Consider the following 26,808-nt stretch of genomic DNA (forward strand, 5'->3'; position numbering starts at 1 on the left):
CGCCGGAGGGGATCTGACGCATGACCGATAACGCGCCGCTGAGCCGGGACGTCCTCATCGAGGCCATGTCCAAGGGCGCCAAACCCAAGGACCAGTGGCGGATCGGCGCCGAGCACGAGAAGTTCGGCTTCGACAAGACCACCCTGGCCCGCCCCGGCTACGAAGGACCGAACGGCATCAAGGCCATGCTGGAAGGCCTACAACGGTTCGGCTGGGCGCCCGTCGAGGAGAACGGCGTCCTGATCGGGCTGGAGCGCCAGAACGACGAGGGCTTCATCGCTTCTGTCAGTCTGGAGCCCGGCGGACAGTTCGAACTGTCCGGCGCACCGCTGAAGACCATCCACGACATCTGTTCCGAGACCGGTCAGCACCTGATGGAGGTCAAGCAGGTGGCCGACCAGCTGGGCGTCGGCTTCCTCGGCGCCGGCTTCGACCCGCTGTGGACGCGCGAACAGGTGCCGGTCATGCCCAAGGGCCGTTACGACATCATGCGCGCCTATATGCCCAAGGTCGGGACCCTGGGCCTGGACATGATGCTGCGCACCTGCACCATCCAGGCGAACCTCGACTTCGATTCCGAAGCCGACATGGTGGCCAAGTTCCGCACCTCGCTGGCGCTGCAGCCGATCGCCACCGCCCTGTTCGCCTGTTCGCCCTTCACCGAGGGTCGGCCGAACGGCTTCCTGTCGGCGCGGGCCAACGTCTGGACCGATACCGACGCCGACCGCACCGGCATGCTGGGCTTTGTGTTCGAGGACGGCTTCGGCTTCGAACGCTACGCCGATTATGCGCTGGACACGCCGATGTATTTCGCCAAGCGCGACGGCAAGTACGTCGACGCCTCGGGCCAGTCGTTCCGTGACTTCCAGGCCGGCAAACTGCCCGCCCTGCCCGGCGAATATCCGACGATCAAGGACTGGAACGACCACCTGACCACCCTCTTCCCCGAGGTGCGGCTTAAGGCCTATCTGGAGATGCGCGGCGCCGACGGCGGCCCGTGGAGCCGGATCTGCGCCCTGCCTGCCCTGTGGGCCGGCGTCCTGTACGACGCCCCGTCGCTGGCGGCCGCCTGGGACCTGGTCAAGGACTGGGACATCGCCGACCACGAACGCCTGCGCCGCGACGTGACCCGCCTGGGCCTGAAGGCCGAGGTGGCGGGCCGCAGCGTGCGCGACATCGCCGTGGACCTGGTCAACATCGCCAAACAGGGTCTGAAGAACCGGGCGCGCTTCTCGGGCGGCATGGTGGACGAGCGCGGCTATCTGTCGGAACTGGAAGACATCGCCGACAGCGGGATCACCCCGGCCGAACGCCTGCTGGACCTGTATCATGGAGCCTGGCAGGGCGACGTGAAACGAATCTACGCCGACTTCGCCTACTGAACCTACGGGATCGTATAGTCCGAACAGTCCGGCAGCGGCTGGTCCGGGCGATAGACGCCCGCCGCCGCGTCAAACACGAAGCGCCGCTGGTAGCTGCATTTCGGATCCCGTTCCGCCACCAGATCGGCCTTGGTCAGGGGCGCCTTCTCCAGCGAGTCCTCGGACCGCGAGACCCCGCGCGGAAAGGCGGTGGCGACGGTCTCATAATCCAGCATGGGCAGGGCGTCCGAGCCGCCCGCCGTCTTCAGGGTGGCGTCGAAACTGTATTCGTCGTGACAGGCGCCGGCCCGCTGCTTCATGTCCGCCTCGCTGAAACAGGCGCGGATCATCAGCGACCCCCGCAGCGGCACGGTCAGGACCGGCGCGGCCCCATACTCCCCGGCTTCAGCCGCCCCGGCTGCATCCAGGCGATACAGCCGCAGTTCCGACGCCTGTCCCCCGCCGCCGGAATACATGCTGCGGGCGCCCGCCTCGACCCCGGCCAGGAAACCGCCGTCCGCCAGCCGCACCAGGCCGGTCCACGGCTGATAGGTCTCGATGTCACCCGCCTTGATCTCGCCGCCCGGCGCCGGATCGCCGGCGGCCCGCACGACCGGCGCAACCACGACCTCGCCCTCCCACACCTCCTCAACCAGGCTGACGCACCAGGCGCCGTCGGCCGTGCAGGCCCGGTTGTCGGTCAGGACCAGATCCTCCCACCGATCCTCAGCAGGGACGGCGGGCGAGGTCTGGAGGGCGGCGAACAGAAACAGGGTGGCGATCATGATCTCACCCTAGACGACGCGACGTATCAGGCCAGTTGAAACAACCTCGTGCACGCAAATGCGGCCTTAACCGATCTCGCGTACTGCTGAATCACTTCGCGAGGAATTGCTGCAATGATCCGTTCGCCCGCCGAGGCGCTGCGCCCCCCCCCGCCCGACGTGGATCTGGACACCTTCTTCGACGTGTCGCTGGACCTTCTGGTCGTGCGTGAGCTGGACGGGCCGGTGGTCAAGGCCAGCGCCTCCTGGTTCTCGGTCCTGGGGTATCGGCCCGATGAACTGGTCGGTCAGGTCCTGCCCCGCCTCGTGCATCCCGACGACCTGTCCGCCACACAGACATCCATCCTCGAGGTCACCAACCGCCGTCCCGGCGACCCGGTCCTGGGCCAGGTCAATCGCTATCGGCACAAGGACGGCCACTACGTCACCCTGGAATGGCGCGCCCAGCGGTTCGGCGACCGTATCTATGCGGTCGCGCGCGACGTGACGGCCAAGGTCGCCGCCGAACAGGCCCTGATCGAGGCCAAGGCCGCCGCCGAGGCCGCCAGCCGCGCCAAGTCCGACTTTCTGGCCAATATGAGCCACGAAGTCCGCACACCCCTGAACGGGGTGATCGGCATTGTCGATGCGCTGTCCCGCACCCCCCTGGATCCCACCCAGACCGAGATGGTCAATCTGATTCGGGCGTCCGGCGTCACCCTGGAGCGGCTGGTGTCCGACATCCTCGACGTCTCCAAGATCGAGGCGGGCGAACTGACCCTGGAAACCCGCCCCTTCGACCTGGACGAGGCCCTGGACGCGCCGCTGGAGGTGATGCGTGTCCGCGCCGACGAAAAGGGTCTGAGGTTCGACGTCATCCGCGACGACGAGGCGCGCGGCGTCTTCGTCGGCGACAGCACCCGCATCCGTCAGGTGGTCGGCAACCTCCTGTCCAACGCGGTGAAATTCACCCACCAGGGCGGCGTCACCATCCGGATCGCCCTGGACGAAGACCACGACGGCCTGTGCCAGCTGGTTCTGGACATCCAGGACACAGGCGTCGGCTTCGACGCCGAACACGCCCCCCGCCTGTTCGACCGTTTCAGCCAGGCCGACGCCACCATCACCCGGCGCTTCGGGGGCACGGGCCTGGGTCTGTCGATCTGCCGCGCCCTGGTGGAGATGATGGGGGGGCGGATCACTGCGGAATCGACGCCCGGCCTGGGCAGCCGCTTCAGGGTCGAAATCCCCGTGGCTCGCAGCACCTCCCTGTCCGACTATGTCGCCGGCGAACGCGCCAGAGCGGCCGAGGTCGCGGCGCCGATGCACACGATCCGGGTTCTGCTGGCGGAAGATCATCCGACCAACCAGCGCGTGGTTCAGTTGATCCTGGCTGGACACCCTGTCGAACTGATCACCGTCGAGGACGGCGCCCAGGCCGTCGCCGCCTTCCAGGCCGGCAGCTTCGACGTGATCCTGATGGACATGCAGATGCCGGTCATGGACGGGCTGACGGCGACCCGCACGATCCGCGAACTGGAAGCGGCGCGGGCCGCCAACATCCACACGCCGATAATCATGCTCAGCGCCAACGCCATGGCCCAGCACCGCGAGCAGGCGATCAAGGCCGGCGCCGACATCCATGTGCCCAAGCCCATCACCGCCGCCAGTCTGCTGGCGGGCATCCAGGCTGTCCTTCAGACCTGAAGACCACCTGCAAGAAGAGCGCGCCTCGGGGACGCGTCTCAGGCGACAGCGGCGATCAGCGGCGGCCCGTTCCGGCGCCAGTCGCTGCTGGTCCAGCTCAGGACCATGTGGGTCAGCTCTATGATGTTGATCGGCTTGGCCATGCAGTCGTCCATGCCCGCGGCGAAATATTCGGCCTTCTGTTCCGCCAGGGTGTTGGCGGTCAGGGCGACGATGGGGGTGGCGCCGCGATGGCCCGGCAGGGCGCGGATGGCGCGGGTGGCGGCGACCCCGTCCATGACCGGCATCTGGATGTCCATCAGGATCAGGTCCCAGTCGCCGGTACGGGCGGCTTCCAGTCCCTGGGCGCCGTCCTCGGCCGTGGCGCAGGCGATGCCCTGGGCCTCCAGCACCGCGACCACCAGGGCCCGGTTGCAGTCGTGATCATCGACATACAGGATCCTGGGCGTCGGACCCGACGCTTCCCTCTCGATGGCGTCGCAGGTCGCCCCGGAAACCTCTGCCCCGACCTCTGACTCGACGACGGTCAGACCGGTCACTGCGGGCGCGGCCTCGCCTTCCGAAGCGTCCCTGACCGACTGGTCGATCATCTCGTTGACCACCGCCAACAGGCGCTGACCGGCGTTGTTGATCCGCCCCACATGGTCGGCCTGTTCGACATTCAGACTGGACGTGGCCAACAGGTCCGAGAAGCCGATCACCGTATTCAGCGGCGTGCGCAGCTCGTGCGACATTTCGGTCAGGAAGGCCTGGCGCGCCTCGGCCATGGCGGCTTTCTGCTCGGCCGCCGCGCGGGCGTTCTGGGCCTGGACACGCGCGGTCACGTCGCGTTCGTCCAGCAGCACGCTCATCTGGCCGGTCGCCGGGTCCGTGACCGGCCGCACGTCGAGCTGATGCCAGCGCAGCCCGTCACGCGTGACGACCTGGCAGACGTCAGTGACCGCGTTTCCGGCCAGGGCGGCGGCCAGCAGCGGCGGCGCGCGCTCCGGCTCGGCGAACCGCGCCTCGAACCCGTCTGTCGCCGTGCCATAGGCGGCGAAGGCCGCCGGATTGGAGAAGATCGGCCGCCCCTCGGGGTCGAACAGGCTGATCAGGGTCGAGGTATGGCGCAGGGCCTCGGTCGCGCGGTTCTCGTCGCCGTCCGCCGCAATGGGCGAGGCCTCGACCAGCAGCACCGGCGTCCCGTCTTCCAGAATATAGGTCGAGATCACCGTCGCCACCGTCACCGGGTGGCCGTTGGGGTAGAAGGTCCACTGGTCGCAGACGACCGACCCGTCGGCGGTCTCGCGTGCAAGCCGTTCGACGCGCGCTACGGCCGCCGGCGACAGCTGACCGAAGTCCCGGGCCTGCAGGGCCTCCAGACTGTCCGCCTCCCATAGCTCCAGCGCGGCCGGATTGGCGTAGACGCCGCGCCGGTTGACCGGATCGAACAACCAGATCGGGCGACGTAGGGCGTCCCATTCTTGCATAGCTGCGGCGCCCTTTCTGGACGACGATTATTGTAGGACGATCACTGACGGAACGCTGTTAAGAACCGGCTAAGTCGAACCTGCGGAAACCCCCTATGCGCCGCGAGTCCCAAAGCCGTCAGATCAGGCCACGGCGTAGCGCGCTACGACCCCATCCGGCTGGAAATCATGCTCCGCCAGCTTGTCCAGCGACCGCAGCACCCGCCCCAGGAAGGCGGCGGGATCGCCCGCCTCCACCGCCGGGCGCAACCAGTCGGTGACGACCGCGCGAGCCGGATAGGTCCCGACCGGGCCGGGAATGCTCAGCGCTACCTCGATCCCCTCGGCGATCCAGCCGGCGACCGTCGCGAAGAAGTCCGACGAGGCGAGGAAGTCCGAGGGCCGGATCACATACAGGGTTATGACCCCGTCCTCGATCCCGTCCGGCCGCACGATCACCCCGCTGAGATCGGGCCGCCAGTCGTCGGACAGCTCGACCACCCGCCACAGGCAGAACCAGACCCGGCAGGTCTGGGGCCGGATCTCATGAACCGAACAGCCGGCGGCCTCGACGCAATAGGCGCACAGTTCGCCGGTCGGCTTGGCCAGTTCGGGCAGGTCCAGCGGAATGGCGCGACAGCATTCGACGCAAGCCCCGCAGGTCCGGTCGGGCAGAAGGGGAAGTGAGGTCATCGCGCCGGGATCTCAGTCCGGCGTCTGCCAGACCTTTCGTGCTCCATAGTCGATGGCGAAGCCTCTGTCGCCCAACCAGTCGACGCCCAGCACGGCCAGCGGCGCGTCAGGCGGACCGAGGCGGTCGAAGACCGGCAGGGCGCCGACCTTGACCGGGATCATTCGCCAGCGCCAGCGCCCGACCTGCGCCGCCTCGATCCGGGTCTGGCCCAGGTCCAGCGGCGCCCCGTCGATGCCGGTGATCTGTCCGCCTGACGGCAGGGTGTCGGGTTTCAGGCCCAGGGCGGCGGCGAAGGCCGGGTTGAGCGTGGTGTGCTGGGCCCCGGTGTCCAACAGGGCCCAGCCCGCAGCGTCGCCGATGCGGATAGGCAGCAGGATGCGCCACGGCCGCTGCCAGTCCGTCTCGACGGGGGTCCAGTCCGCCTCCGAGGCGCCGCTGGGACGGACGGACACACAGGCTTCGCCCGGCCGCCACACGGCCATGGCCTCGCCGAACAGATCGACGCCCGCGAGGCCGGCGATGTCGTGGCTGTCGAAGGCGGGCGGTGGAATTTCGGGCGAGACGAAATCACGCATCCGGACGGGTCCGGCGTCGAAGTCGGCGATGCGATAGAGATCGACCTGCATCGCCCCGCCCATGCCCTGGGCCTGCTCCGGCGCAGGTTCGCGCGGCGGATGGAGCAGGGCGATGCGCGGGGCGTCCAGGGTGGTGCCGCTGGAGGCCGTGTCCAGCACGAAGGCGAACGGTCCGCGTCCGTTGACGTGCGCCCTAATAACGGGACTGCCGCCGTCGCCGCGCTCCAGCGCGAGGCAGGACGGGTCTGGCGCGGCGAACATCAGGGCTGTGGCGAGTGCGAACATAGGCGTCCTCCGAGGTCAGGAGAGCCACGACGGGACGTGAGCGACAAGTTAAGCCTTGGTCATGTCCCCACCGGCGACGGGCGATCTATCCCGCAGCCCGCTCCAGCTGGGCGATGCGCCGGTCCATGTCGGCGACCACGGCCTCCAAGCGCGTCTTCTCCGACGCCATGTCCACCGGCGTCCCGTCCTCATAGGAAATGGTCGCGCCCTGGGCGATCAGATCCAGACGATAGATGGCCGTCACCCGCTGCGTCTTGAAGCGTTCCAGGGCGGCCTGGGCGGCGGGATCGGGGGCCGAATTCGGGGTCTTGCTCATGGCCGTGGCTCTAGCCCATCGCGCCTCCAGGGGAAACCGCCTGTGGATACGGGCGTTTGACGCTGAACCCCGGCCAGAATCCCTGTATGAGGTCCACGGATGATCGGGCGTTTCCCCATCCTCTATATCGCCGAGGCCGACGCCGAGGACGCCGTACTGTCCTCGGGCGTGCTGGCGCATCTGATCGACAGCCTGCCGGAGGCGACCTTCACCATCGTCGGATCGGCGGCCAGCGCCCCCCTGTTCGCCGACACCCCGCGTCTGGAGCGGTTGCTGGTGCTGGAGCGCGAGGGGCGGTTCGACTGGATCGCCCTGTGGAACCAAGTGCGCGGGACCAGATGGGGCCTGATCGTGGACATGCGCGGCTCGGACCTGTCGGGCAGGCTGCGCCGTCTGAAGCGGGCGGTGCGCGACAAGACCCCGCAGCCCGGTCTGCATGCGGTCGAGGCGGCGGCCGCGGTGCTGAAGCTGGAGCCGCACGAGGTTCCGGCCCCCCGCCTCCATGTCTCGGATCAGACGCGCGCCCAGGTCGAGGCCCTGATCCCCGTATCCGGCGGCGCCAATTCTGAAAAGGATCGGCCCATTCTGGCGATCGGCCCCGGCGTCGAATGGATGGGCCGACGCTGGCCCGCCGAACGCTACGCCAAGGTGGCGACGAAGCTGCTGGCCGACGACGGCCCCCTGGCGGGCGGGCGGCTGATGCTGGTGGGCGAGGAGATCGACCGCGAAGCGGCCCACACCATCCGCTATGCCGTTCCCCGCGCCCGCGTCATCGAACTCCAGGGCAAACTGACCCGGCTCCAGACCGTCGCGGCCCTGTCCAAAGCCAGCCTCTACGTCGGCGCGGACTCGATCTGGACCCATCTGGCGGTCGCCTCGGGCGTGCCCGTCGTGGCCGCCTTCGGTCCCTCCGACGAAGCGACGCGCGGCCCCTGGAACGGCGTCGCCGTGCGCGGCCCCCGCAGCTTCGACGAGTTCAAGACCCTGGACCCCCGGCTGAACCAGGCGATCCAGCACATGATGGACCTGCCCTGGGAACGGGTGCTGAAGGCCTCGGTGCGGCTGCTGAAGGACCGGGGCTGACGACAATCTCCCTCCCCGTCCGGGGAGGGGGGCCGCGCAGCGGCCGGGTGGGGGCGGCCAGGCGAAGGCGAGCGAGAAGGGGAGCGAGCCGACGCCGTCTCGACAGACCGCGCTGTGTCGCCCTGCCCGCCCCACCCGTCCTCGCCTACGGCTCGGCCACCCTCCCCGGACGGGGAGGGAGAGGTTTAGCCGTTTCGCGACCCGTGCCGCATCCGCTAGAAGCTCGCAAACCAGCCTTAGGAGCCGCCCCCATGACCCAGACCTATGACCTGATCGTCCGTGGCGGCGAGGTAGCCAACCACGCGGGGCGCGGCCGGGCCGACGTCGGCGTGATCGACGGCAAGATCGCCTTCATCGGCGACCTGTCCCAGGCCTCGGCCGGCGAGACCTTCGACGCCAAGGGCCTGACCGTCCTGCCCGGCGTCATCGACACCCAGGTCCATTTCCGCGAACCCGGCCTGGAGTGGAAGGAAGACCTCGAGACCGGCTCGCGCGCCGCCGCCCTGGGCGGGGTCGTCGCCGTGTTCGAGATGCCGAACACCAATCCCAACACCACCGACCCGGACACCATGGCCGACAAGCTGGTTCGGGCGAAGGACCGGATGTGGACCGACCACGCCTTCTATGTCGGCGGCACGCACGAGAACGCCGACTATCTGGGCGAGCTGGAGCGGCTGCCCGGCTGCTGCGGGGTCAAGGTCTTCATGGGCGCCTCGACCGGCGACCTGCTGATCGCCGACGACGAGGGGGTGCGCAAGGTTCTGTCGAACGTGCGCCGTCGCGCCACCTTCCACTCCGAGGACGAATACCGTCTGGTCGAACGCCGCGGCCTGGCCCGCACCGGCGACTGGACCAGCCACCCCGAGGTCCGCGACGCCGAGAGCGCCATCCGCTCGACCCGCCGCCTGGTCGGCCTGGCCCAGGAGACGGGCGCCCGCATCCACGTCCTGCACGTCACGACCAAGGACGAGATGGAGTTCCTGCGCTTTCACAAGGATGTCGCCACCGTCGAGATCACGCCCCAGCACCTGACCCTGGCCGCCCCCGAAGCCTATGAGCGGCTGGGCGCCTACGCCCAGATGAACCCGCCGATCCGGTCGCAGGAGCATGTGGACGCCCTGTGGCTGTGGGGCATGCAGCAGGGCGTCGCCGATGTGCTGGGGTCCGACCATGCGCCCCACACCAAGGAGGAGAAGGCCAAACCCTATCCGGCCTCGCCGTCCGGCATGCCGGGGGTCCAGACGCTGGTGCCCCTGATGCTGACCCATGTGGCCCAGGGACGGCTCAGCCTGGAGCGGTTCATCGACCTGACCTCGGCCGGCGCCCAGCGGGTGTTCGGCACCGCCAACAAGGGGCGGATGGCCGTCAGCTACGACGCCGATCTGACCATCGTCGACCTGAAGGCGAAGCGCACCATCACCCACGACCAGCAGGCGTCGCGCTGCGGCTGGACCCCGTTCGACGGCGTCGAGGCGACCGGCTGGCCCATGGCGACCCTCGTGCGCGGCCGGGTGGTGATGCAGGACGGCGAACTGATCGGCGCGGCCCACGGCCGGCCGGTGCGGTTCATGGAGACGTTGTGAGGCCGGCCTCCACACAATCCGTCACCCGCTCCACCCCCACCCCCGTCATCCTCGGGCTTGACCCGAGGACCGGGCGCGGATCGGGCTGTGCGCCCGCCGCTGGCGCACTGCGGCGGACCCTCCGGTCCTCGGGTCAAGCCCGAGGATGACGGGGGAAAAGGAAAAACTCGGCCTGATCGGCTTCGGCGCCTTCGGGCGGCTGACGGCGCGGCATTTGTCGCCCTGGTTCGACATCTACGCCCATGATCCAGCGGCGACCGACAGCGACGGCCACGCCACCCTGACCGACCTGGCCACAGCCGCCGCCTGCCCCACGATCATCCTGGCCGTGCCGGTCGAGGCGCTGGAAGCGACGCTGACGGCCATCCGTCCGCATCTGCGCCCCGACGCCCTGGTGATCGACGTCGGCTCGGTGAAGGTCAAACCCGCCCGGCTTATGGAGGACCTGTTGCCCCCCGGCGTGCGGATTGTTGGAACCCACCCCCTGTTCGGCCCCCAGAGCGGCAAGGACGGCATCGCCGGCCTGCGCATAGCCGTCTGCGCCGTGCGGGACGCCCCCGATGCGCGCAGAGACGCCCGCCGCGTCGCCGCCTTCTGCCGCCGCGCCCTGGCCCTGAAGGTGTTTCAGGTCAGCCCCGAGGATCACGACCGCGAGGCCGCCACGGTCCAGGGCCTGACCCATCTGATCGCCCGCCTGCTCCTGGCCATGGAGCCCCTGCCCACCCGCATGACCACCGCCAGTTTCGACCGGCTGATGCAGGCCGTCGACATGGTCCGCCACGACAGCCCCGCCGTCTTCCGCGCCATCGAACGCGACAACCCCTTCGCCGCCGAAGTCCGCAACCGCTTCTTCGCCCTGGCGGACGCGGCGCGGGGCGATCTGGATGCGGGTGAGCGGGGGACGGTCTGATCGAACATGCCTGTCGGACCCTGAATCGCGAGTAAGCGCCCAGCTCCGGATATCCGCTTTCGACCCGGCGGCGATTTCGCAAGACGCCCCGTCCGAGCCTCTCGGCAGACCTGCTTTCCGGCATAGCGCACGGACGGCTCTCGACCGTGGAAGAACCGGCCGACGCAACCTTGCAAGACTTGAAGCTTTGTGAAGTCAGGCGACCGATGTCGGGCCTGGCGTGCGGCACGCCCATTGCAATCGTGGCTTGCCTGCCGAGAGAAGACGATGACGACACCGCAAGTTGGCAAAACCCTGATGATCGTCGAGGACGAAGTGCTCGTCGCGACCGTCCTCAGGTCCGAGCTGGAAGATGCCGGGTATCACATCCTTGATCTGACGGACCGCGTCGCTGCAGCGCTGGAAGTCGCCAAGGCGAGCCAGCCGGATCTGGCGCTGGTCAATATCCAGCTCGCCGCCGACGACGACGGCATCGAACTGGCCGAGCAACTGAAGGCCCTGGGCATTCCTGTCCTGCTGATCAGCGGGCAGGTCAGCCGCGCGCGGTCGGCGAGGACGGTTGCAATCGCCTCGCTGCCGAAGCCCTATGACGCCGCAGACATGGTGCTTGCCGTAACCTACCTCCTGGATCGCCTTCAAGGGCGCGCCTCACTGGCGAAGCCGAGGGGACTCGAAGTGTTCGACGAAGACAATTTCGGGCTCGCCCCAGCGGCCTAGGATCGCCGCGCGGCTGGGGGCGCCAGCCATTCTAATTCCGCAAATATTCTGTCAGCGAAACAACCGCCTGACTGAAAAATTCCGGCGCCAACTGCCGCCCTTTCCAGCGGGCCTACACTCCCGGTCGTCGGCATCGGAAGGGAGGTCCATTCAATCGCAAATTCCGGCGCCTTGCCCTGGGTTCGAGGACGCCGTGCAATTTCGTCCCGCCCCGATTTCAGACAATTCAGACTATTCAGACTCTGTTTTTTCGCCGCACAGTCTGAAACTCCCGCCACGCGAGCATCGACGCTTAGGACCCCGACACATGACCCACCCCATCCATATCGGCGTCGGCGGCTGGACCTTCGAGCCGTGGCGCGGGGTCTTCTATCCCGAGGGCCTGGTGCAGAAGCGCGAGCTGGAATACGCGGCGTCGAAACTGACCAGTATCGAGATCAACGGCACCTATTATTCGACGTTCAAACCCGACTCCTGGCGCAAATGGCGTGACGAGACGCCGGACGGCTTCGTCTTCTCGGTCAAGGCCAGCCGCTACTGCACCAATCGCAAGGTGCTGTCGGACGGCGGCGAGAGTTTCGAGAAATTCCTCTCCCAGGGCCTGACCGAACTGGGCGACAAGCTGGGCCCGATCAACTGGCAGTTCATGGGGACCAAGAAGTTCGACCCCGAGGATTTCGAGGGCTTCCTGAAACTGCTGCCGCCCGAGAAGGACGGCCTGCGCCTGCGCCATGCCCTGGAGGTGCGCAACCCCACCTTCGCCACCGAACAGTTCTATGACCTGGCCCGCAAATACGGCGTCGCCATCGTCTACGCCGTCGATGACGAGGAGCCGACCTGGCCCCAGATCGACGAGGCGACCGCCGACTTCACCTATGCCCGGCTGATGTCCAGCCGCGAGGACGAGCCCACAGGCATGACCGCCGCCGAACTGTCCGCCGTCGCCGACCAGGCCCGCGCCTGGGCCGAACGCGGCGAGGTCTTCGCCTATTTCATATCGGGCGCCAAGGTGCGGAACCCGGCGGCGGCCCAGGCGCTGATCGCCCAGCTGAAATGACGCCGGCCGCCTTGCGGCCTGCCGACCAGGGCCACATCTGTCGCCCACGCCCCAAAGCCTGCCCAAAGCCCTAAGGACTTCCCCATGCCGATCGCCACACGCGCCTTCGCCGCCACAGCCGCCGACAAGCCCCTGACCCCCTACAGCTTCGAACGGCGCGATCCCGGCCCCGACGACGTGCTGATCGACATCAAGTACTGCGGCATCTGCCATTCCGACCTGCACATGGCCCGCAGCGAAACCGGCGCGGCCAGTTACCCGCTGGTCCCGGGCCACGAGATCGCCGGCGTGGTGGCGGCCGTCGGCGCCAACGTCACCCGCTTCAAGGAAGGCGACCGCGTCGGCGTCGGCTGCATGGTCGACAGCTGCCGCGAATGTTCGTCCTGCCAGGAAGGTCTGGAGCAGTATTGCGTCCCTGGCTTCACCGGCACCTACGGCGGCAAGGACAGGAAGGGCGGCACGGCTGAGACCATCACCCAGGGCGGCTATTCCGACCACATCACCGTCGATCAGCATTTCGTCCTGTCCATCCCCGACAGCCTGCCGCTGGACGTCGCCGCCCCCCTGCTGTGCGCCGGCGTCACCACCTATTCGCCGCTGAAGACCTGGGGCGTCGGTCCGGGCTCGAAGGTCGCGGTCATCGGCCTGGGCGGTCTGGGCCATATGGCCGTCAAACTGGCGGCCGCCATGGGCGCCGAGGTCACGGTCCTGTCCACCTCGGACCGCAAGAAGGCCGACGCCGAGCGGATGGGCGCCAAACATTTCCTGATCAACTCGGACAAGCCGGCGATGAAGGCCGCGGCCGAGAGCTTCGACCTGATCATCAACACCGTCTCGGCCACGCACGAGATCTCCAGCCAAGTCCAGTTGCTGGCCCGCGACGGCACCATGGTCATGCTGGGCCTGACCACGGAGGGCCTGCCGGTCTATGCCGTGCCCCTGCTGTGGCGTCGTCGCCGCATCGCCGGCTCGCTGATCGGCGGCATCGCCGAGACCCAGGAGATGCTGAACTTCTGCGCCGAGCACGGCATCGCCTGCGACATCGAGACCATCGCCCCCAACCAGATCAACGAGGCCTATGAGCGGATGCTGAAATCCGACGTCCGCTACCGCTTCGTCATCGACATGGAGAAGCTGGCGGCCTGATCCGTGCGACATCAAGCCCGGTTTCCCCCGCGGAAATCGGGCTTGCCTGCGGCCGAGGCGTCGCTACACCTTTTATCCACGGTCCGCAGCAGACGGACCAAAGGGACAAGGAAACGATCATGGCGCGTGTGGCATTCGTGACCGGCGGCACCCGGGGCATCGGCAGGGCGATCGTCCAGCGCCTCAGCGAGGACGGCGTCCGCGTCGCCGCCGGCTATTCCGGCAATGACGAAGCCGCCCAGGCCACGGCCAGGGCCACCGGCTGTTTCGTGGTGAAGGGCAATGTCGGCAGCTTCGAAGACTGCGCGCGCGCGGTGCAGGAGGTCGAAGCCGAGCTGGGGCCGGTCGACATCCTGGTCAACAACGCCGGCATCACCCGCGACGGCTTCTTCCACAAGATGAGCCATGATCAGTGGTCGGACGTGATCCGGGTGAACATGGACAGCGTCTTCAACACCACCCGCCAGGTCATCAACGGCATGCGCGACCGCGGCCACGGCCGGATCGTCAACATCTCCTCGATCAACGGCCAGAAGGGCCAGGTCGGCCAGACGAACTATTCCGCCGCCAAGGCCGGGATGATCGGCTTCACCAAGGCCCTGGCGCTGGAGAACGCCCGCAAGGGCGTGACCGTCAACTGCATCGCCCCCGGCTATATCGACACCGAGATGGTCGGCGCCATGGACCCCAAGGTGCTGGAATCCATCGTCGCCCAGATCCCCGTCGGCCGCCTGGGCAAGGGCGAGGAGATCGCCGACATGGTCTCCTGGCTGGTCGGAGAGCGTGCTGGATATGTCACAGGCTGCACCCTCTCGCTGAACGGCGGTCAATACCTGGTCGGGTGAAGGCGGCTTCGCCCAAAATCCGCCGCGTGACGGTTTCATCCACAGTCTCATGAAGTTGACGGAAACGGACTGGGCGAAAAAATCGCCTCGCGTGACCGCGATGGCGCTTGCGGCCGTCGTGGCCGTGGGTCTGTCCGTGGCCGCGCCTGCGGTCCTGCCCTCGGACTGCCACGCCCAGTCGCGCCGCAACCTGCCGCCTTCGGCCCGCTATGTGGCCGGCACGGGCCAGGGGTTCGTGCTGGACGTGACCGGGTCGCGCCCCCTGCTGCGGTTCGACCGTTCGACCGAAATCTGGGTGCTGCGTCCGGCCCCCGCTCCGCGCGGCGACATCGTCTATCGCAACGACAACGGCGACCAGGTGCTGCGCGTCACGGCCGACGGCGGCATGACCCTGTACACCACCACGGCGCCCCAGGGCTCGCCCGTCTCGCCGTCGGGCGAGGCCGCGCCCCTGCTGGCCCCGGCCCTGACGGCCGTCCAGCTGTGGAACTACATCATCCGCCAGAGCGACCGGGCCAGCCGCGCCCTGGGTCGACTGGTGGTCGTGGACGTGGACATTCAGCCGGGCTCGGAAGCCGTGGCCGCCGACGCCCTGTCGACCGCCGTGGACGCCATCGCCCGCATGGCCCGCTCGCCGGCTCTGCGCCGCGAGGCGGACAAGATCCGCCGCATCGAGATCGTCGATCAGGGCCGCAGCCAGGTGATCTTCGCGCGCGGCACCCTGCGTATCGTCATCGAGCCGCGCGCCGGCGTGGCCGGCCGGCCATCCTCGGCCCGGATCGTCCGCGTGGTGGCGGACGACGTCCTCAGCCGCTGAAGCCGTCCTTCGCCGCCCGACGCGCGGCGAACTCGGCCGCATCGACCGCCGTCAGGAACGCATTGAACCGCCGCTCCGTCCCTATCGTCGTCGGCACGGTGGGCTCGCCCCGCGCCCGCGCCGCAAAGATCGCCTCGGCGTGGGCCAGGGTCTCGGGCCGGTCGTCCAGGCTCAGGGTGAAGCGGGCGTTGGACGCCGTATATTCGTGGGCGCACCAGATCACGGTCGCCTCGGGCCAGGCGGCCAGGGTCTGAAGGCTGGCCCACATCTGCTCCGGCGTCCCCTCGAACAACCGCCCGCAGCCCAGGGCGAACAGGGTGTCGCCGACGAAAGCCAGCTGGTTCTCGACCGAGCGGAAGACCACATGGCCCAGCGTATGGCCCGGCGTGGCCGTGACCTCGAACCGCGTCTCGCCGACCATCGCCACGTCGCCGTCCACGACCACCCGGTCCAGCGGCGCGACACGACGCACCTCCAGCGGCCCCACGATCTCGCAGCCCGTCTCGGCCTTCAGCCTCTCGTTGCCCTCGGTGTGGTCCGGGTGCCAGTGGGTGTTCAGGATCAGGTCCAGCCGACCCCAGCCCAGGGTCTCGAGCTCTTCCAGGATCCGCCCCGCATCGGGCGTGTCCACCGCCGCGACCACGCCGGTCGCCGTATCGCGGATCAGGAAGCCGTAATTGTCGCTGCGGCACGGAAACAGGTGAACATCCAGGGTCATGCGGTCATTCTAGCAGGACGGCCCCGGCGGGCCTATGGTGGACCCCATGCGGCGCAGCATCGACGAGCTTCGAACCTTCTACGGCGAGCCGACCGGCGCCCTGGTGCGCCGTCTGCTGGCCCGGCGCCTCGACGACGCCTGGGGCGAGGCGCCTGATTGCGACGTTCTGGGCGTCGGCTACGCCACCCCCTGGCTGGACGCCTTCGTCGGCGCCCGCCGCGTGGTCGCCGCCATGCCGGGCGGACAGGGCGTCGAACACTGGCCCAGCGTGGGGCGCAACCGCACGCTTCTGGTCGACGACCGCCGCCTGCCCTTCGCCGCAGGGTCGTTCGACCGCATCCTGCTGGTCCACGCCCTGGAAGAGGCCGACGATCCCTCCGCCCTGTTGCTGGAGGCGGTGCGGGCTCTCGCCCCGACCGGGCGCATCATCCTGGCGGCGGCCGCGCGCGGCGGCCTGTGGGCGCGAGCCGAGAACACCCCCTTCGGCCACGGCCGCCCCTTCACGCGGGGCCAGCTGGAACGGCTGGTGCGCGAGGCGGGGCTGGAGCCGGCGGCCTGGTCCCAGACCCTGTATGTCCCGCCCTGGACGCCGCTGTTGCCCCTGGCCGACGGCTTCGAACAGGTCGGGCGGCGCATCGCGCCGAACACCGCGGGCGTGATCCTGCTGGAGGCGTCGCGACAGGCCTATGCGCGCATCCGTCCCAGCGGCCTGGCCCAGCGCGTTCCCGCCCGGCCGGCGCTGACGCCCCAGCCCGTCGCCTCGACCTCGTCCCCGACGCCCCGTCCGCACCCCTGACAGGGAGTTGAGATCGTCCCATCTGTTCGTCGGGCGCGAACGGCCTTATGGCGAGCCTCATGCATCGACTGATCCTCATGCGGCACGCCCAGGCGGAGGCCTCCAGCCCGTCCGACGGCGACGAAGCCCGCCCCCTGTCCAACACCGGACGCAAGGAGGCCCTGCGGATGGGCCGGACCCTGGCCGAGCGCGGACTGAAGCCCGACCTGGCCCTGGTCTCGTCCGCCGTCCGCACGCGCCAGACCTGGGACCAGATGCACGACGCCTTCGGCGACGTCGAAGTCCGCGACGAGCCGCGCCTGTACAATGCGCCGTCCGACGTGCTGCGTCGCTTCGTCGAGGCCTGCGAGGACGAGGCCGGCTGCCTGCTGCTGCTGGCCCATAACCCTGGCGTCCATGTGCTGGCCACCGAATACCTGTCCGAAAGCGCCGCCTCTCCCGCCATTCTGGACCGTCTGGCCGGGGGTTTCCCGACGGCCGCCGCCGCCTTGTTCACCGTCGATGTCGCGGGGCGCTGCGTCTTCGAAGGCTTCCTGACCCCGCGCGACCTGGGCGCCGCATGACCGGAACCGCTTACAAGATCGTCGCCGCCGAGGAATGGCGCGCCGCCGTGGCCGAGGGCCGGTATGAAGGCTCCGCCGTCGATCTGGCGGACGGCTACATCCACATGTCCACCGGCGAGCAACTGGTCGAGACCGCGCGCCGCCATTACGCGGGCCGCGACGATCTGATGCTGCTGACGGTCGATCTGACCCGGTTCGGCGCAGATCTGGTGTGGGAGCCGTCGCGCGGCGGCGACCTGTTCCCGCATCTGTATGCGCCCCTGCCCGTCGCCGCCGTCACCGCCCTGCGCGCCTTCTCGGTCGCCGAGGACGGAGCCATGCTGTTCGAGGATCCGGCATGAGCCCGCTGGCCGACTGGGGCGCCGCCGCCCTTCGCCGCCTCGATCCCGAGACCGCCCACCAGATGGCGATCAAGGGCCTGGCCTTCGCCCCCCTGCCAGCCCCTGCGGACGACGATCCGATCCTGCACACGACGCTGGCGGGGCTCAGCCTGCCCAATCCCGTCGGCCTGGCCGCCGGTCTGGACAAGAATGGCGAGGCCCTGCGCGGCTTGTCGCGACTGGGTTTCGGCTTCGTCGAATGCGGCTCGGTCACGCCCCGCCCCCAGCCCGGCAATCCCAAGCCCCGCCTGTTCCGCCTGAGCGAGGACCGGGCGATCATCAACCGGATGGGCTTCAACAATGAAGGCCTGGAGGCCTTCGCCGCCCGTCTGGACCGCCGCCCGTCGGGCGTGGTGGTCGGCGCCAATCTCGGCGCCAACAAGGATACGGAGGACAAGGCCGCCGACTATGTCGCCGGCCTGCAGCGGCTGGCCGGCCGCGCCTCCTACTTCACCGTCAACATCTCCTCGCCCAACACGCCCGGTCTGCGCGCCCTGCAGGGGCGTGAACAGTTGGACGACCTGCTGGGCCGGATCGACGCCGCCCGCCCCGCCGACCCCGCCGCCCGCGTGCCGGTCTTCCTGAAGATCGCGCCCGACCTGATCGCCGACGAGATCGGCATGATCGTCGAGGCCTCGCTGGCGCACCGGATCGACGGCCTGATCGTCTCCAACACCACCCTGGAACGGCCCGAGACCCTGCGATCCCCCGATGCGCATGAGACGGGCGGCCTGTCGGGCGCCCCGATCCGCCCGTTCGCGGAAAAGGCTCTGCGCGCCGCCGCCGAAGCCGCCCAGGGACGCCTGCCCCTGATCGCGGTCGGCGGGATCGACAGCGGGGCCGAGGCCTATGCCCGCATCCGTCTGGGGGCCAGCGCCGTTCAGGTCTATTCCGCCTTGATCTACGACGGGCCCGGTTTGATCACCCGCATCAAGCGTGATCTGGCGGCGCGACTGCGCGCCGATGGTTTTTCCTCAATTTCGGCTGCTATCGGGGCCTCGCGTTGACAGAGCGTTAGCCTCGATCTGCGTCTAGTACCGCCAAGCGAACGACCACGGTTCGTATTGCCGGGAAGCTGGATGTCCAAGACGACCGCAGCCGACACCGCCACAAGCGGCTGGACCGTGGCCGCCCGCCATCGCCGCAGCAATCTGCTGCAGCGTTTGGCACTGGGGGCCGCCGTGGCCCTTGTCGTGACGCCCATGATCGGCTGGCGGATCTGTTTGGCCTGGTTCGCGGCCTATGGCCTGATGCAGGGCCTGGAGTTGCTCGCCTTCGCGCGCGTGAATCGTGAGGGCGACGGGAAGATCCCCCTGTGGGGCCGGGTGACGGCCTGCCTGAGCCTGTTCGCCAGCGCCTCGCTGTTCGGCAGTCTGTCGATTCCGATGTGGCTGATCGGCGGTCCGCTGGGCGGGGTCTGCGCGGCCCTGATGCTGCCGGCCCTGATGCTCTTCTCGATGATCAATTCGCCGCGCTCGAAATCGATACTGGTCTCCTCCCTGACGCCGCCGATGCTGTATCTGCTGGCGGTTCCCTTCCTGGCCGCCTGGTTCGGAGCGCCGCCGCCCTTGGTGATGACGGCCGCCGCAGCCGTGGTCCTGGTCATCTTCTTCACCATCATCAGCTGGCAGAAGATGAGCGAGGCGGCCGAAAACCAGATGCGCGCCCACGCCGAGGCCGAGCGCCTGCGTGTGAAGGCCGAAGAGAACCTGGTCGCCCACACGGCCTTCCTCGCCGCCATCGGCCACGATCTGCGCACCCCGATCGGCGCCATACTGACCGGCGCCGCCGAGCTGCAGGCGCTGGACGCGAACTCGCGATCCAACGCCCATCTGATCACCGACGCCGGGCTGATGATGAAGGCTCTGCTGGACGACCTGCTGGATCACTCCAAGATCGGCGCCGGCCGGATGACGGTCGAGGCCGTCGATTTCGACCTGCGCGCCACGCTGGCCCAGACCTTGCGCCTGTGGCGCGGACCGATCGAGGCCAAGGGCCTGAAGCTGCGCGTCGAGGGCGCCGCGCGCATGCCCCGCAGCGTCAAGGGCGACGCCATGCGGATCCGTCAGGTGATGAACAACCTGATGTCCAATGCGGTGAAGTTCACGCCCCAGGGCCAGATCATCCTGCGCCTGGACGCCTGGGCCGAGGACCCCTCCGGCTATTGTGTTCTGCTTGAGGTTCAGGACACCGGCCCCGGCATGACGGGCGATCAGCTGGCGCGCCTGTTCAACCCGTTCGACCAGACGGCCGAAGGCGTCAGCGCCCGGTATGGCGGCTCGGGCCTGGGCCTGGCGATCAGCCGCGACCTGGTCGAGTTGATGGGCGGCCGCCTGACGGCGCGCAGCACGCCGGGCCAGGGCGCCAGCTTCACCGTTTCCCTGAGCCTGCCCTTCGGCGAGGACGCCGCGCCGATCCTGGTTCCCGGCGACGACAGCCGTCTGGACATCGCCCTGGCCCTGGCGGCCAGGCCTCTGCCTGCGGAGCCGGACGCCGGAACGCCGCCGGCCGTCCCGCAGCACACCGACGCCTCGACGACGGCCGAAACCGCCGACCAGACCGACGACGAGCGTCCGCTGCGCCTGCTGGTGGTCGATGACCACGACATCAACCGTCGCGCCGTCCAACTGATCCTGCAGCCCCTCGGCTGCGACATCGTCACGGCGGCCGACGGCATGATCGCGCTGGAGCGCTGCGCCGAAACGGTCTTCGACGTCATCTTCATGGATGTCCGCATGCCGGAGCTGGACGGGCGAGAGACCACCCGCCGCCTGCGCGCCGAGGGCGGCCCCAACGCCCGGACGCCGGTCGTCGCCGTCACCGCCGACACCGCCCCCGAAGACGTCGCCGCCTGTCAGGCCGCAGGCATGGCCTATTTCGTGTCCAAACCCCTGACTCCCCCGGCCTTGCTGGGCGCGTTGCAGCATGTACTGGACGACTCCGCTCAGGCGGCCGAGATCGCCGCCGCCTGATCCCGGACATCCGCGACCAGCCGCTCGGCGAAGCCCGGCGTGCGCAGGTCGCACTCCCAAACCGTCAGAACTCGCCAGCCGTCATCCCGCAATTGGGCCGTCACCCGCGCGTCGCGGACCCGGTTGCGATCGATCTTGCCGCTCCAGTATTCGGCGTTGGCCTTGGGCTTTCGCGATCCGCGCGCACAGTCGTGGCCGTGCCAGAAACAGCCGTGGACGAAGACGGCGATCTTGCGCCCCTTCATCATCACATCCGGCCGACCGGCCAGGCCCTGGCCTCCCAGCCGATACCCGATCCCGGCCGCGCGCAGGATCCTGCGCACGGCCAGTTCCGGCGACGTGTCCCGCCCCTTCACGCTGCGCATCACCGCGCTGCGCTGTTCAGGGCTGAAGACGTCGGTGCTCATGATTGATCCAGTCTCAAGTCGCGAAGCGGTAGCCTGGACCAACCAATATCAGAGCTGGGCCAGCAGGTGCTCGGCCGAAGACACCTTGAACTCGCCGCCCTGTTCGATGTTCAGCTGGGTGACCGTGCCGTCCTTGACCAGCATGGAATAACGCTGCGACCGCTGACCCAGGCCGAAGCCCGAGCCGTCCAGCACCAGACCCAGTTCGCGGGTCAGGTCGCCGTTGCCGTCGGCCAGCATGACGATAGACTCGTCGTCGATGCCCTGGCTTTCCGCCCAAGCCTTCATGACGAAGGCGTCGTTGACCGAGATACAGGCGACCACGTCCACGCCCTTGCCCTTGATGGCCTCCAGATTGTCCTTGAAGCCCGGCAGGTGGCGGGCCGAGCAGGTGGGGGTGAAGGCGCCCGGCACGGCGAACAGGGCCACCGTCTTGCCGGCGAATATGTCGGCCGTATTGACGGGCTTGGGGCCTTCGGCCGTCGCCCGGGCGAAGCTCGCGTTCGGAATCCGGTCGCCGATCTGGATGGTCATGGGGCTCTCTCCGCGCGGGTTGGTTGGGTGCGCCCGCGACAGATAGACGTCGCCGCCGTCATCGCAAGCGTCAACGCCTTGCGCCCGCCCGTTTCACGCCCGATGATGGGTCATCATGACCGACGCCTCATCCTTAACGGGCCGTCTCCTGGTCGCCATGCCCGGCATCGGCGACCCCCGGTTCGAACACGCCGTCATCCTGATCTGCGCGCACGGGCCGGATCACGCCATGGGACTGCGGATCGACCGCCCGGCCCCCGGCGTCGATCTGAAGACGGTTCTGGACAAGCTGGACGCGCCGGCGCCGGAAGATTCCATCGGTCGGGTGGTCCTGATCGGCGGGCCTGTCGAACGTGAACGGGGCTTCGTGCTGCACACCGACGACTGGAGCACGGGCGACGACACCCTGCCCTTCGGCGACGGCCTGGCCATGACCGGAACGCGCGAAGCCCTGGCCGCCATGACCGACGCCGTGTCCGGCCCCCGGCGGTCGGCCCTGCTGCTCGGCTACGCCGGTTGGGGCGAGGGCCAGTTGGAGGATGAACTGGCCGAAAACGTCTGGCTGACCGCTGACGCCGACCTGGATCTGATTTTCGACGGCGACCACGAGTCCAAATGGGCCCGCGCCCTGGCCCGCATGGGCGTCGATGCGGGCCGGCTTTCCAGCCAGGGCGGGCGGGCCTGAAACCGGCTTCGGCCACGCCATCCGAAACTTCGTCCGCATTAACGAAATCGCTAGGCTGGTGCGCGAGACTGGGGTCTGCCTCGGGATCAGCCAATCGGTCTGGCCCGGGTCGGGAGGAATTTGTGATGCTGATTTCCAAGGGTGATCGTCGCGAACTGGTCGGCTTCCGCGTCGGCGAGCAAGCCTTCTGCATCGACATCACATCGGTGCTGGAAATCCGGGGCTGGACGCCCACCACGCCCCTGCCCCGCGCGCCGGATTATATGAAGGGCGTCGTGAATCTTCGCGGCGTCGTCCTGCCCATAATCGACCTGGCGGCGCGTCTCGGCCTGCCGACCAAGGAACCCTCGGCCCGTCACGCCATCATGGTGGTGAAATGCGGCTCGCGCACCGTCGGCCTTCTGGTCGAGGCCGTGTCGGACATCGTCGAACTGGACGACGGGATGCGCCAACAGACGCCTGACATGGGCGACGACGGCGGCCCCGGCGTGATCGCCGGCATATTCGCCGTCGACGGCGAGATGATCAGCCTGCTGGACCTGGACAATGTCCTGCCGCCGCTGGCGGAAGCCGCCTGAATCCTGACCTGCCGCTAGAGCAGATCTGAAAACGGCCGGGGATCGCTCCCCGGCCGTCGTCATGTCTGGCGATCGCCGGACCTAGAAGCGGTAGTTCATCCCGATACGAACGGCGTGATTTCCGAATCGGCCGTTGCCGCGCGTCATGTCGGTGCCGGTGGTGTTCGGCGCCAGGATGAACGGGTTGGCGGCGGGCGTCGTGCCGGTGTTGCCGACGCGGATCACCGGGCTGTCCACGTCCAGCGACGTGTAGAGATATTCCCCGCTGACAGTCAGGCCGCGACCCAGGGCGTATTCCATGCCGCCCCCGGCCTGCCAGCCGTCGCCGTCATCGGACTCGCTGGTTTCGGTGAAGCTGTTGGCGGTGTTCGAGGTGCGGAACTTGTTCTCGAACTTGCCGTAGGCGTAGCCGCCGGTGGCGTAGATCAGCGCCGGACCCATGGCGTAGCCCAGCCTGGCGCGCACGGCCGCCGTGCTCTCCAGTTCGCGGGTGAAGCTGTAGAAGGCCGGGGTGGTGCTGAAGCCCGTCACCGTGTCCTGGACATTGTTGACGGTGTATTCGGCCAGGGCGCCGACGACGATATTGCCGAACTGCATGTCATAGCCGCCGCGCACGCCCGCTTCGACGCCGTCATTGTCGTCCTTGCAGCCTGTGTCCGGACCGGTGCTGGTCGCCGCGCCGCCGCAGAAGCCGGGGCTGAAGGCGTTCTCGCCGGCCGCCGTCGTGACCGGGTCGCCGTAGTTTCCATCCAGGTTGCGGTCGAAACGCAGGATCTCGTCGCCGTCGTCGTTCGATTGATTATAGCCGCCGAAGATTCCGACATAGGGACCGGACCAGTCGGGCGCTGTGGATTGGGCCAGGGCCGGGGTCGAGACCAGGGCCAGCGCCAGGGCGCTACAGGCGAGCTTCATCATGGGAATTCCTTCGTGCAAACGCGGGCTCGAAAGTCCCCGCGGCAGCCGGAAAGCCTGGCGTCGGCCTATGTTCCTCACCCGTCATGTCGCCAAATGTCACGGCATCCGGCGCACAGAGTCCGACGTAGCCGGCCCTATCGCGTCGCCAGCGACACCATCAGCAGCACGACCAGGACCAGGCACAGCCCCTGCCAGAACCGCACCGGATCACGCTCGATCAACGACAACGGGCGCGGCGCGGGGGCGGCGGCGGCGCTGCCCGTCTCCAGCACATGGATCAGTTCCTCCACGTCCTCGAACCGCTCATCCGGATCGACGGCGACGGCGCGCATGACGGCGGCCTCCAGCCAGGCGGGCATGTCCGGCCGGCGACGGCCCAAGGATACGGGCGCGCGGTCAAAACGCGGCGCGTCCGACGGATCCACCTCGCCCCACGGATAGGCGCCGGTGAACAGCCGGTACAGGGTCACGCCCAGGGCGAACTGGTCGGTGGCGGCGTTCCCGCTCTCGCCGTCATACATCTCGGGCGCCTTGTAGCCGGGGGTGCCTGGCGCCTCGGCCTCGGCGAACTCCTCGGCCCGCTTCAGCCGCGCCACGCCCAGATCGACCAGCTTCAGCCCGCCGTTCGCCTCCAGGATCACATTGTCCGGCTTGATGTCGCGGTGCGTCACCCCCGCCCGGTGCAGGGCCGCCACGCCCCGCGCCAGTTTCAGGGCCACGCCGATCCCTTCGGCGATCTCGAACGGCCCGTCCTCGGCCAGCCGCGCATGCAGGGTCTGACCCTGATAGAAGGGCTGGACGATATAGAGCCGGCTTTGTCGTCCCGCATCCAGGCTCAGCACCTTGCCGACGAAGGGGCTGTCGATGCGCCGCCCGATGAAGGCTTCGCGCAGGAAGGCCGTCCGCGCGCCCCGTTCCGACACGGCTGCAGGCTTGGGAAACTTCAGCACCACCCTTTCGTCGCTGGATCGGGCGTCGCCGGACCGCGCGTCCACGGACCGCGCCAGGAACAGCCGGGTGTAGCGGCCGTCCGCCACCAGCCGCTCCAGATGGAACCCGTCGACCGTCTCGCCCTGTTTCGGCGGCGACAGGATGGCCAGGCCCTCGGCCTCGGCGGTGATCGCCTCCCAGTCGGGCGCCCCGATCCCCATGACGTCGATGACCAGGACGGTCGCGTTGTCCCGCGCCCCCGCCTCGGCCACCTCGGCCAGAATGGCCTGGGCGTCGGCGTCGGGCGATCCGCGCCGCGCCAGCAGCCTCGCCAGCGCCTCGTCCGTCAGCACCCCGTGAACCCCGTCCGTGGTCAGCAGCAGCCGGTCGTGCGGCGCCAGACCGACATGGCGCACGTCCAGCTTGACGTCCGCCTCGATCCCGACGGCCCGGTACAGCACATGGCTCAGCCCTTGCTGCGCCCGGGTGTGATCCTCGGTCAGGCGGGTCAGCACTCCGTCGCGGAAATGCCAGGCCCGGCTGTCCCCCACGTGCAGGGCCACAGCCTCCCGCCCCCGCAGGATCAGGGCGGTGAAGGTGGTCGCCGCCGCCTCCATGATCGGATCGATCTTGCCCCTTGCATGGAGCCAGCGGTTGAAGCCCCGCAGCGCCTTGATCCCATTGGCGGCGATGCCGTTCAGCGGATTCTGGTCCAGATAGCCGTCGATGAAGCTGCGCGTCGTCAGCTCGGCCGCCATCCGCCCGGCCTTCGAGCCCGACACCCCGTCGGCGATGACCGCCACGACCCCATGCTCGCGCTGCTCGGCCGGCGTGCCCAGATGCACGCCGCCGAAATCCTGATTGTCCGCCTTCGGCCCCTGTGCAGTGGCGAAACCGGCGGCGATCTCCAGTCTGGCGTCGGTCATGGGTCTCACTGTTCCCCGTTCAACGAACGCCGACAAGGGCCTTGGCGAGGGCGTCTGAACCGCAAGAAACTTCGCCGACCAGCCATGTGTGCAACATAACGAGTTGGCGGGCCGCTGCACCTCTGGCGGCAAGCGACGCAGGAACCCCCTCAGCGACACGGGATTCGGCAAACCCTTCTATCATCGCGGCCAGTCTGCGCTGAAGCCGCGCCGACAATGGGGGCTCGAAAAGGTGACGAACGAGCGCGCGCCTTTCCCAAAGGTGATCCAGCATAATACGCAAGCGCGCGGTATTGCCCCGTCCTGCGCCGGCCAGCGCCAAGGGCGCGAGGATCGGCTCCACGACGGCTTCGAGCACCGCCGTCTTGCTGGGGAAATGCTCATAAAAGGTCGACCGGCCGACGCCGGCGGCCTGGATCAAATCCGTCGTCCGGATGGCGGCGTACCGCCGATCAGACATCAGGCGGATCAGGGCGTCCGTGATCGCCTGCCGCGTCTTCTTGCGGCGCCCGTCGCCATCTTGCGTCTCGTCTTCGATCATGCCGACAACCTAGACGACCCGAGGCGCAGCAGTCAGGGCTTTCCAGGGTTTCCGGACAAGATGGACCGACTGTTCGGAAACGGCCGAATAGCGGGACGCGCGGGTTTCGCGAGGATCGGACACACGGCATCATCGACCCTTAATCGGAGCCGCCAATGACCGCACAACATCACGTCGTCGCCATCGTGCCGGCGCGCGACATGGACGTCAGCGAAGCCTTCTATCGCCGGCTCGGCTTCACGGTCGTCAGCGACTATGGCGATTATCGTCTGCTGGACGATGGGCGCGGAGGACGTCTTCACTTGAACCTCACACCCGGCTGGCCCGCCAGGATCGAGGACAACGCCCTCGGCCTCTACCTCTATGTCGAGGATGTGGACGCCGCCGCCGAAAAGGTGCGTGAACTCATCATCGGCGCCGGACCGGAAATGAAGCCGTGGGGCATGTACGAGTTCGCCGTCAGCGATCCCAACGGCGCGCTCGTCCGTGTGGGTCGACAACCGGACTGAGCCCTAGGCCGACCGCTGCTTCAGCGGCGCCGCGCCGTCCGCCAGA

General features: G+C 68.5%; 29 protein-coding genes. 18 read left to right on the plus strand and 11 right to left on the minus strand.

Features of this window, described 5'->3' with window-relative positions:
• The first annotated feature begins 20 nt into the window (after positions 1-20).
• Positions 21-1,382 carry a glutamate--cysteine ligase gene (locus tag GGR11_RS15005; RefSeq protein ID WP_183198275.1) on the plus strand — a complete coding sequence of 454 codons (1,362 nt, stop codon included), beginning with the start codon at positions 21-23 and terminating at the stop codon, positions 1,380-1,382.
• Between the two features lie 2 nt (positions 1,383-1,384).
• Here GGR11_RS15005 and GGR11_RS15010 read toward each other — a convergent pair whose 3' ends face one another.
• Complete coding sequence (locus GGR11_RS15010) at positions 1,385-2,146, minus strand: hypothetical protein (protein WP_183198277.1); 762 nt, start codon at positions 2,144-2,146, stop codon at positions 1,385-1,387.
• A gap of 114 nt (positions 2,147-2,260) precedes the next feature.
• On the opposite strand from GGR11_RS15010, the gene GGR11_RS15015 reads away from it, so the two are divergent.
• Positions 2,261-3,832: an ATP-binding protein gene (locus GGR11_RS15015; protein WP_183198279.1), complete on the plus strand. Its 1,572-nt coding sequence runs from the start codon at positions 2,261-2,263 to the stop codon at positions 3,830-3,832.
• 38 nt (positions 3,833-3,870) lie between these two features.
• On the opposite strand, the gene GGR11_RS15020 is transcribed toward GGR11_RS15015, so the two are convergent.
• From GGR11_RS15020 to GGR11_RS15035, 4 genes are all read right to left on the minus strand, one after another.
• The gene (locus tag GGR11_RS15020; protein WP_183198281.1) at positions 3,871-5,301 is read right to left on the minus strand and encodes a hybrid sensor histidine kinase/response regulator; all 1,431 of its coding nucleotides are present in this window, start codon (positions 5,299-5,301) and stop codon (positions 3,871-3,873) included.
• Positions 5,302-5,424: 123 nt separating this feature from the next.
• Complete coding sequence (locus GGR11_RS15025; protein WP_183198283.1) at positions 5,425-5,973, minus strand: hypothetical protein; 549 nt, start codon at positions 5,971-5,973, stop codon at positions 5,425-5,427.
• A 12-nt stretch (positions 5,974-5,985) separates the two neighbouring features.
• Complete coding sequence (locus GGR11_RS15030; protein ID WP_183198285.1) at positions 5,986-6,834, minus strand: aspartyl protease family protein; 849 nt, start codon at positions 6,832-6,834, stop codon at positions 5,986-5,988.
• 85 nt (positions 6,835-6,919) lie between these two features.
• Positions 6,920-7,150: a hypothetical protein gene (locus GGR11_RS15035; protein WP_183198287.1), complete on the minus strand. Its 231-nt coding sequence runs from the start codon at positions 7,148-7,150 to the stop codon at positions 6,920-6,922.
• Positions 7,151-7,249: 99 nt separating this feature from the next.
• Between GGR11_RS15035 and GGR11_RS15040 the strand changes: the two genes are divergently transcribed.
• The 8 genes from GGR11_RS15040 (at position 7,250) to GGR11_RS15075 (ending at position 15,308) form a co-directional block, all read left to right on the plus strand.
• The gene (locus tag GGR11_RS15040) at positions 7,250-8,233 is read left to right on the plus strand and encodes a glycosyltransferase family 9 protein (RefSeq protein ID WP_183198289.1); all 984 of its coding nucleotides are present in this window, start codon (positions 7,250-7,252) and stop codon (positions 8,231-8,233) included.
• 251 nt (positions 8,234-8,484) lie between these two features.
• On the plus strand, positions 8,485-9,816 hold the full coding sequence (locus GGR11_RS15045; protein ID WP_183198290.1) for a dihydroorotase: 1,332 nt from the start codon (positions 8,485-8,487) through the stop codon (positions 9,814-9,816).
• Positions 9,817-9,961: 145 nt separating this feature from the next.
• A complete protein-coding gene (locus GGR11_RS15050; protein WP_183198292.1) occupies positions 9,962-10,726 on the plus strand; it encodes a prephenate dehydrogenase/arogenate dehydrogenase family protein in 765 nt (254 codons plus the stop codon).
• A 267-nt stretch (positions 10,727-10,993) separates the two neighbouring features.
• Positions 10,994-11,443, plus strand: a complete 450-nt coding sequence (locus GGR11_RS15055; protein WP_183198294.1) for a response regulator — start codon at positions 10,994-10,996, stop codon at positions 11,441-11,443.
• Between the two features lie 307 nt (positions 11,444-11,750).
• Positions 11,751-12,500, plus strand: coding sequence for a DUF72 domain-containing protein (locus GGR11_RS15060; protein ID WP_183198296.1), 750 nt, complete (start codon positions 11,751-11,753; stop codon positions 12,498-12,500).
• 84 nt (positions 12,501-12,584) lie between these two features.
• Positions 12,585-13,646: an NAD(P)-dependent alcohol dehydrogenase gene (locus GGR11_RS15065; RefSeq protein ID WP_183198298.1), complete on the plus strand. Its 1,062-nt coding sequence runs from the start codon at positions 12,585-12,587 to the stop codon at positions 13,644-13,646.
• Between the two features lie 119 nt (positions 13,647-13,765).
• Positions 13,766-14,491 (plus strand): acetoacetyl-CoA reductase, encoded by a 726-nt coding sequence (phbB, locus tag GGR11_RS15070; protein WP_035310400.1) that lies wholly within the window; start codon positions 13,766-13,768, stop codon positions 14,489-14,491.
• Between the two features lie 100 nt (positions 14,492-14,591).
• Complete coding sequence (locus tag GGR11_RS15075; RefSeq protein WP_246331941.1) at positions 14,592-15,308, plus strand: DUF4908 domain-containing protein; 717 nt, start codon at positions 14,592-14,594, stop codon at positions 15,306-15,308.
• Here the strand turns inward: GGR11_RS15075 and gloB are convergent.
• Positions 15,298-16,026 (minus strand): hydroxyacylglutathione hydrolase, encoded by a 729-nt coding sequence (gloB, locus tag GGR11_RS15080; RefSeq protein WP_183198302.1) that lies wholly within the window; start codon positions 16,024-16,026, stop codon positions 15,298-15,300. The two genes, GGR11_RS15075 and gloB, sit on opposite strands and share 11 nt — an antisense overlap.
• Positions 16,027-16,072: 46 nt before the next feature.
• Here gloB and GGR11_RS15085 point away from each other — a divergent pair, with 46 nt between their 5' ends.
• The 5 genes from GGR11_RS15085 to GGR11_RS15105 all read left to right on the plus strand — a co-directional run bounded on the left by GGR11_RS15085 (position 16,073) and on the right by GGR11_RS15105 (position 20,737).
• Positions 16,073-16,822, plus strand: coding sequence for a class I SAM-dependent methyltransferase (locus GGR11_RS15085; protein ID WP_183198304.1), 750 nt, complete (start codon positions 16,073-16,075; stop codon positions 16,820-16,822).
• A 59-nt stretch (positions 16,823-16,881) separates the two neighbouring features.
• Complete coding sequence (locus tag GGR11_RS15090) at positions 16,882-17,385, plus strand: SixA phosphatase family protein (protein WP_183198306.1); 504 nt, start codon at positions 16,882-16,884, stop codon at positions 17,383-17,385.
• Positions 17,382-17,726: a DUF952 domain-containing protein gene (locus GGR11_RS15095; protein ID WP_183198308.1), complete on the plus strand. Its 345-nt coding sequence runs from the start codon at positions 17,382-17,384 to the stop codon at positions 17,724-17,726. Before GGR11_RS15090 ends, GGR11_RS15095 begins: the two co-directional genes overlap by 4 nt.
• A complete protein-coding gene (locus tag GGR11_RS15100; RefSeq protein ID WP_183198310.1) occupies positions 17,723-18,772 on the plus strand; it encodes a quinone-dependent dihydroorotate dehydrogenase in 1,050 nt (349 codons plus the stop codon). Before GGR11_RS15095 ends, GGR11_RS15100 begins: the two co-directional genes overlap by 4 nt.
• Before the next feature lie 72 nt (positions 18,773-18,844).
• Positions 18,845-20,737 (plus strand): ATP-binding protein, encoded by a 1,893-nt coding sequence (locus tag GGR11_RS15105; protein ID WP_183198312.1) that lies wholly within the window; start codon positions 18,845-18,847, stop codon positions 20,735-20,737.
• Here GGR11_RS15105 and GGR11_RS15110 read toward each other — a convergent pair.
• Entirely contained in the window at positions 20,710-21,144 is a 435-nt protein-coding gene (locus GGR11_RS15110) for a very short patch repair endonuclease (RefSeq protein ID WP_183198315.1), read from the minus strand. The genes GGR11_RS15105 and GGR11_RS15110 overlap by 28 nt on opposite strands.
• Positions 21,145-21,192: 48 nt before the next feature.
• Complete coding sequence (locus GGR11_RS15115; RefSeq protein ID WP_008263696.1) at positions 21,193-21,678, minus strand: peroxiredoxin; 486 nt, start codon at positions 21,676-21,678, stop codon at positions 21,193-21,195.
• Positions 21,679-21,793: 115 nt separating this feature from the next.
• Between GGR11_RS15115 and GGR11_RS15120 the strand changes: the two genes are divergently transcribed.
• Both GGR11_RS15120 and GGR11_RS15125 read left to right on the plus strand, forming a co-directional pair.
• Complete coding sequence (locus GGR11_RS15120; RefSeq protein WP_183198317.1) at positions 21,794-22,363, plus strand: YqgE/AlgH family protein; 570 nt, start codon at positions 21,794-21,796, stop codon at positions 22,361-22,363.
• A gap of 125 nt (positions 22,364-22,488) precedes the next feature.
• Positions 22,489-22,941 carry a chemotaxis protein CheW gene (locus tag GGR11_RS15125; RefSeq protein ID WP_035309906.1) on the plus strand — a complete coding sequence of 151 codons (453 nt, stop codon included), beginning with the start codon at positions 22,489-22,491 and terminating at the stop codon, positions 22,939-22,941.
• 81 nt (positions 22,942-23,022) lie between these two features.
• Here GGR11_RS15125 and GGR11_RS15130 read toward each other — a convergent pair whose 3' ends face one another.
• The 3 genes from GGR11_RS15130 to GGR11_RS15140 all read right to left on the minus strand — a co-directional run bounded on the left by GGR11_RS15130 (position 23,023) and on the right by GGR11_RS15140 (position 26,253).
• Positions 23,023-23,856: an outer membrane protein gene (locus tag GGR11_RS15130; RefSeq protein ID WP_221205337.1), complete on the minus strand. Its 834-nt coding sequence runs from the start codon at positions 23,854-23,856 to the stop codon at positions 23,023-23,025.
• A 134-nt stretch (positions 23,857-23,990) separates the two neighbouring features.
• Positions 23,991-25,712, minus strand: coding sequence for a bifunctional protein-serine/threonine kinase/phosphatase (locus GGR11_RS15135; protein ID WP_183198319.1), 1,722 nt, complete (start codon positions 25,710-25,712; stop codon positions 23,991-23,993).
• A 19-nt stretch (positions 25,713-25,731) separates the two neighbouring features.
• Positions 25,732-26,253: a TetR/AcrR family transcriptional regulator gene (locus GGR11_RS15140; RefSeq protein ID WP_183198321.1), complete on the minus strand. Its 522-nt coding sequence runs from the start codon at positions 26,251-26,253 to the stop codon at positions 25,732-25,734.
• A 155-nt stretch (positions 26,254-26,408) separates the two neighbouring features.
• Here GGR11_RS15140 and GGR11_RS15145 point away from each other — a divergent pair, with 155 nt between their 5' ends.
• The gene (locus tag GGR11_RS15145; protein WP_183198323.1) at positions 26,409-26,762 is read left to right on the plus strand and encodes a VOC family protein; all 354 of its coding nucleotides are present in this window, start codon (positions 26,409-26,411) and stop codon (positions 26,760-26,762) included.
• Positions 26,763-26,808: the final 46 nt, after the last annotated feature.

Origin of the sequence: Brevundimonas mediterranea, from assembly GCF_014196125.1 — a bacterium.
Classification (GTDB): domain Bacteria; phylum Pseudomonadota; class Alphaproteobacteria; order Caulobacterales; family Caulobacteraceae; genus Brevundimonas; species Brevundimonas mediterranea.